Annotated in this window: 6 protein-coding genes; 1 reads left to right on the forward strand and 5 read right to left on the reverse strand. The window is 40.0% G+C overall.

Translation table 11 applies throughout. The features are described from left to right. Together JMX83_RS14630 and JMX83_RS14635 are read right to left on the reverse strand one after the other, a co-directional pair. Positions 1-1,338 (reverse strand): MobA/MobL family protein (locus JMX83_RS14630; protein ID WP_201603276.1); only part of this gene is annotated, 1,338 nt, incomplete at its 3' end. Between the two features lie 236 nt (positions 1,339-1,574). Further along, positions 1,575-2,732, reverse strand: a complete 1,158-nt coding sequence (locus JMX83_RS14635) for a DNA cytosine methyltransferase (protein WP_201603279.1) — start codon at positions 2,730-2,732, stop codon at positions 1,575-1,577. A 123-nt stretch (positions 2,733-2,855) separates the two neighbouring features. On the opposite strand from JMX83_RS14635, the gene JMX83_RS14640 reads away from it, so the two are divergent. After that, positions 2,856-3,728, forward strand: coding sequence for a NotI family restriction endonuclease (locus JMX83_RS14640; RefSeq protein WP_201603282.1), 873 nt, complete (start codon positions 2,856-2,858; stop codon positions 3,726-3,728). Between the two features lie 31 nt (positions 3,729-3,759). Here the strand turns inward: JMX83_RS14640 and repM are convergent, their stop codons facing one another. The 3 genes from repM to JMX83_RS14655 form a co-directional block, all read right to left on the reverse strand. Further along, positions 3,760-4,722, reverse strand: a complete 963-nt coding sequence (gene repM, locus JMX83_RS14645; protein WP_201603285.1) for a replication initiation protein RepM — start codon at positions 4,720-4,722, stop codon at positions 3,760-3,762. A gap of 305 nt (positions 4,723-5,027) precedes the next feature. Then, positions 5,028-5,852, reverse strand: a complete 825-nt coding sequence (locus JMX83_RS14650) for a hypothetical protein (protein WP_201603287.1) — start codon at positions 5,850-5,852, stop codon at positions 5,028-5,030. A gap of 2 nt (positions 5,853-5,854) precedes the next feature. Beyond that, the coding region (locus JMX83_RS14655) for a hypothetical protein (protein ID WP_201603289.1) at positions 5,855-6,209 on the reverse strand (355 nt) is incomplete at its 5' end.

Raw genomic sequence — 6,209 nt, forward strand, 5'->3', positions numbered from 1 at the left:
ATCATTGCCTAAACGCTCATACTGTAGCTCTGCAAGTGTTTTTTGGTGTTTGGTGGTACTAGGGTCTTCTTGATAGCGTGTCAGCGCTTGCATACGGCTGTATGTGGCGAGAATGGCGACAAGATGTTGGCCAAACTCGCTGCTTTGATCGATTTTTTGCAGGTGCGACTTATCAACACTCATGGGCTGCTGTTCTAGCTGCTGATAGAAGTGCTTAAACTCTCCTGTCTCCGTAGCAATTCTTGCAAGTCTCTGATCTCGGCGCTGTTGTCGCTCTAGTTTCTCTTGTTCGGCCTGTTCTCGTTCTTTTCGCTCCGCTGTTTCTAGTTGCTGCTGTTGTAGGTGCTCTTGCTCAGCTTGCTGCGCCTTCTCGCGGTTAAGTCGTATCGCTTTTAGCCTATTTACCGTATCGTTGGCGCTGTCTATCCTCTCCTGAGTAACTTTTTTGGGCTTAAAGTTAGGTTTAGGTGCAGCTGGGACGATGAATAGCTTGCTTTCGCGCAGGTCGGCGATGGTACGATCCGCTTTATCATTAGTTTTTTGGTTATTGGCTAGGTGTTTGTTCCAAACCAGCTCGTTAGATTGGATAATCTCACGGTTAAACTGACCTTTTGCGGTCGGTATTCCTTTACGTTCCATGTGGGTCGCGTCTTTACCCATCTTGATTTGCGGCACTAGGTCGATACCTTGTGATTTATAGCTACGGCTGTCGATCAGGTTATGGCCTTTTTCTTCTAATACCCTGTTAGCGGTATGCTCCCACAGCTCGCGCACGGCTTTAACTTCTACGCTCATGCGCGGCAAGCCTTTTTTTCTGCGGTCATCGTCTGATATTTCACTGTCGGCTTTGTCTTTGGTGAGGTAGATTTTGCCGTCATCGTCAATGGTGGCGGTGCGTGTGGTCAGTAAAATATGGGCATGAAAGTTAAGAGGACTTGCACCGCGCTCGATCTCTTTATCGGTTGGCACATGGATCGCACAATCTGCGATCACCTGATATCTATCGGCTAAGGTTCTGGCGAAATCATGGGCTAAGTCTTTGCGATCTTGTTCGCTCAATTCATGCGGTAAGGCAACCAACCATTCACGAGCCACGCGACTATTTTTTCGGGTTTCATTGCGCTCGGCCATGTTCCATAATTCAGCTCTGCCAATCTCGCAACCATCTAAGGTAGTCGGCAAAATGATATCGGCACTTAATACACCACTGCGTTTTTGGTAGTCGTGCGTTTTGCCGTGGTTTTTATCTTTATCAAGCAATTTGTCACCGGCACGGTAAGCAGCGGCCGCGATTGCACTTTGTCCTTTTGCTCTTGATATTGACTTGGTGCTTGCCATGAATATCGCCATAACGACTGCCTGTTTTGAAGGTGGTTTTTTGGGGTTTGGGGTGTCCCCAACGTGTTTCGAGAACTGTGATATATGTACCGATAGGTGAATATATCACAGTTCTCGAAAACGCGCTCTTAGTCAGAGGGACAAAAAAATAAACTCAAGAAGAAACCAATATAATAGTTTGGTCTCTTCTTGAGTTTTCTTAATAAATAAGGAATAGCCCCAGTTTTCTACAAGAACTACTTACGTTCTTTTATAATATCTAAACTTTTCTTTACTTCTTTAGCTACAGCTAATGCGAGCAATGGTGGTACGGCGTTTCCTACCTGTCTAAATCCGTGCCATTTTGTTTTATGAAATCTATGCCAATCAGGAAAACTTTGCAGTCTAGCCCCTTCTCTAACAGAAATAACTCTAGGTAGTAATGGATGCACTGGTCGCGGAGCTGAATATGCTCCTCTTTCTCTAGGTGTTCCAGCTCTTAAAGTATTTGCTACATCATGTTCTTTAAGTTTATATAACCTACTAACTGGAACGGTATCTCCTTGTTTCGTCTCTATAAACCTCTTTGTAAGAACTTCACCATGAACCGTTCTTCTACAACCTGTACAAATATTAGAATCCCAGTCATTTTTATACAGATTAGCATAGGGATTATCAGCTAACTCTCCTTTCATCATTTTCGCATAGTCTGTTACAGCAGGTTTTTCATACTCAACTTCGTCACTGTCTACTAAATGATCGTATTTATCTATATCGATCAGATCGAATATTGCTTCCGATACAGAGGGGGTCTTTGGTAAGTTAGGGAACAGTCCTTTTTCAGACTCTCTAATATTACTGTGAGTTGGCTCCGGATAGTTTGGTATTATGTTTAAATCATTTCTAGCAGCAAGTATAAATACGCGCTTTCTATTTTGAGGCACACCATAGTCAGCCGCGTTTAGTACTTTAATTGGCAAGCGAATAGTATATCCAGCTTCTTCTATTATTTTAATTAACTCTTTAATGAATTCACCTTTTTGAGCAGATAGCATGCCTTGAACATTTTCTATAACTAAGAACTTAGGCTGTAAATCTTTTGCGATTCTGATAAACTCAAAAATCAATCTCGATCTCTCGTCATTAGGGTCTCTAAGACCAATTAAGCTAAAACCTTGACATGGAGGTCCACCGATTAGAACGTCTATCTCTTCATCATCTAAACCCTCTAAAAGTTCTTCGCTTTTGACTTTTCTAACATCCTCTCCAATAATTCTTTTACTTGGAAAGTTATGTTTTAAGGCTTCAATACAACTTTTGTCAAACTCTACACCAACTTTAGGCTCTATGCCTGCCATTTGAAAACCAAGGGACATTCCGCCTACCCCAGCAAATAAGTCAACTGCTGTATACATAGTGTATTACCTCATATTTGCTAACATTAGGGTCGGAAGGATAGCAGATAGTCTTTAAAAAGTCGAACGATTTTTTTTCTCAGGATAAGTCACAAGGGCTTATTTATTTTAAAGGAGTGATTCATGCAAAGTGAAAACAGTATAGAACTAGGTAAATTCCCTATTGAAATATTCGGAACTCTATACAATGATAATAGTCCACAAGCTTTATGGAGTAGAAACAACCAGTATTGCCCATATTTGAAACGTGAGTGTACAAAGACCCGCAAAAGTGAACCTAGCATAAAGGTAGGAATTTGTTCTGTAGGCTACAATATATCTTATAGTGGTAATAAAACCATTATTCCTAATATTATCTGTCCGCATAGATTTCTAGGTGAAGAAAGTCTATTTTACGATATAGCAAAATTTTTCAATCCGTCTTGGGCGAACATCAGTGTTGTATCGGAAGTTTCCATGGCTATGGGCGGAAATGTTGATTATGTTGCTTATACAAATAACTCAATGAATGAAGTCGAGGACTTCTTATGCATAGAGTTACAAGCTAATGGTACAACAGGCTCCCCTTATGGCTATGTAAAAGAACTACTAGAACATCAAGCATATACAGGGGAAAAACATACATACGGCCTTAATTGGGCTAATGAGTTTTCGAAAACTATGCTTCAACAAGCATTCAAAAAAGGAAAAATTGTTACTGTATGGCACAAAAGAATAGTTTTTGTTATTCAGGATGTAGCCATGCAATATTTACAACAAAGTATGGATACTAGTGCTCTACGGAAAAATATGGATGATAATATTCATTTTATAACAACAACTATGGTTTGGAATGGAGCTTTAAATAAATATGACCTAAAGCTTGATGAATGGTACAGTACAAACGTCGATGGGATATCTAAAATGATAGGTGGAACTGCTGAACAAAACTATCCAACACAGGACGATTTCGAAACAGTTATCAAAAGAAGAGAGACCAACAGCCTTCAGTTATAATTGCCTATTAACTCCCGTAATAAAAAAAACACTAATACTTCAAATATTCTTTAATAGGACGCTTGCTAAACTGTGAAGCGTCACTTTTAAGACGGTTAACCATCTCAAACTCCCATCCTTGCTGTGACTGTCCAGCTGGGCTAGTCGGGCTTACTAAATGATTGTACTCTGCCATGAAAGTAGGATTGCGAACAATGCGTCCTAGCTGCTTATCATTCAGCCCTTCAATCGTGAACATATCTGCTGTGTTCACATCTCTGACAGCTTCTTGTTTCGCGTTTTTTGGTTGAGCTTTGGTTAATACCTTAAACTTAAAGCCTGCTATAGCCACGCCCTTTTTAACCTGTTCGTAGCTGACTTTTAGGTCTGATTTTTCATTTATCTCTTTCACTGCAAGGTCTAGAACGCGCTTTTTAAAGTCGCTCATTGCCTTGTACTCAGTGTCTTCAACACCCAACTGCCCTCTGAAAACATCTAGATCAAAGCTTACCTTTTTTGCTTGCCTCCATTGGTTGAGTAGTTCGTATAACCTAACAGAGTACACGCTCTTCATTGTTGCTACCTGCTCAAGCGCAAATCTTGTGAATAGAGTTTTAGCTTCTATAGCATCAATACGTGTTATCTCTTGGACTACAGCAGGTGTAAGCATTATTTCTATGATTGCTTCATCATCTAAATACTTTGCCTGACTCACCCAGTGAGACTTAACTGGCTTACTATCCCGCTCGTCGAGAAATGTAAAATAGCGCTTAAATAGAGAAGTTTCAGCTTCAATAAGAACTTCATACGCCGTTTGTCTTGTGACACCAAACGCTTCAGCATAGCGGCTTGCGTGGATAGGTAAGGGAGTTACGGTATCTATGCCTGTGCCTGTTTCTCTCGCGTCTATAATCGCTAACTGCATAAGTCGAATTTCAGCAAGGGATAACTTTTGTAAAGCTGTATTTAGCCTATGAGTTTTAACAACCTCATTTTTTGACTTTTTGCTACTCATATCTATAAACCTATTTTCTATTGATGACTATAAGTTACCATGTCTTTTAAGAGACGTAAATAAATAAAGTCTTTAATTGACAGGTAAACGTCCGTTAATTGACAGGTAAACGTCCGTTAATTGACAGGTAAACGTCCGTTAATTGACAGGTAAACGTCCGTTAATGACCCACGCAGCCCAATGATTTCAATGCTTGTAATCAACTTAAAAGCTTTTAAAAGCATTAAAAGCATTAAAAACCTTTTTGGTTGTTAATAACTAAAAAATTAAAAGCATTTATTTAATACTTAGAATTAGGTTTAAAGTTACTTAAACTTGCACCAAGTTGGATTACTAAAAAACTTAGATTTAAAATCTTTTCTACATTTACTGGTATCGACTTCTGCATAGTAACCATCATCAGCTTGGATCACTTTATTAAATAATTGAGCGTCATCAAGAGCATTATATTCAGCCTTCCTTTGAATAATTTCATCTTTGCTAGGAACAAACAACCAAGCTGAACCAAACGTTAGCAGCATAATTGAAAGACAGACCGCACCAAGCATAGCGGTTATTTTCCAGCTAAGATGTTTGACTAAGTTATAGCTAAAATCATTAGCCACGTCATTAAGCCTATCTTTGGTACTGTTGATAACCGCAGTCGTTGTACTATCTACGCTCTCTTTCATCTTTCGGCTTTGAGTATCATAGGTATCTTCATACATTTTGAAAAAACCCTGTCTGCTCTCAAATTCAGTTTTTGAGTTATGAGCAGCCGTTTCAAGATCGTCAAATTGCTTTTCAATCTTAACGGCAACCGTTGATAGCTTTTTACTGGCTGTGTCTATATGTGTGGTAAAGCCTTGATCTATTAGTGCATGATAGGATTTTTGGTTTTGCTGAAAGGCAGCATTGATATTATTTTTGAGTGCCTGACTTGTGTTATCTATGATCAGCTGTTCTTTATCCTGATAAATTTTTAATAGCCCAGTGAGCTGCTTTATCATTGCTGATATTTGCTGTACGTGCTCATTGTTGGTTTTACCCTGCTCCTGACTGTCTGCTAGTAGCTCTTGCTGCTGTTCAGTCAGTGCGTGAAGGGTGAGTACCAATTCTTCTATTGCAATCGACTGGGCGTTGTCGGTCATATTTAAAATCCTAGGGTCATGCCACGACTTCGATTAATATCATGGCTATGGTCATTAATGGCTAATGAGACGCTCTGTAGGCGCTCCTGCTGCGTTTCAGAGAGGTTTTGCTTATGCCTAGGTACCATAGCATCAAATACGCCCTTTAATGCCGCTGTATCGGCCTTTTGCGACACGGTGTGTCGCGAGTTTTTTATATTCTCTAATGCCGATTGCGAATGTGAGATAAGATCATTGCCTAAACGCTCATACTGTAGCTCTGCAAGTGTTTTTTGGTGTTTGGTGGTACTAGGGTCTTCTTGATAGCGTGTCAGCGCTTGCATACGGCTGTATGTGGCGAGAATGGCGACAAGATGT

This window comes from Psychrobacter piscatorii (genome assembly GCF_904846415.1).
GTDB classification, from domain to species: Bacteria; Pseudomonadota; Gammaproteobacteria; order Pseudomonadales; family Moraxellaceae; genus Psychrobacter; species Psychrobacter piscatorii.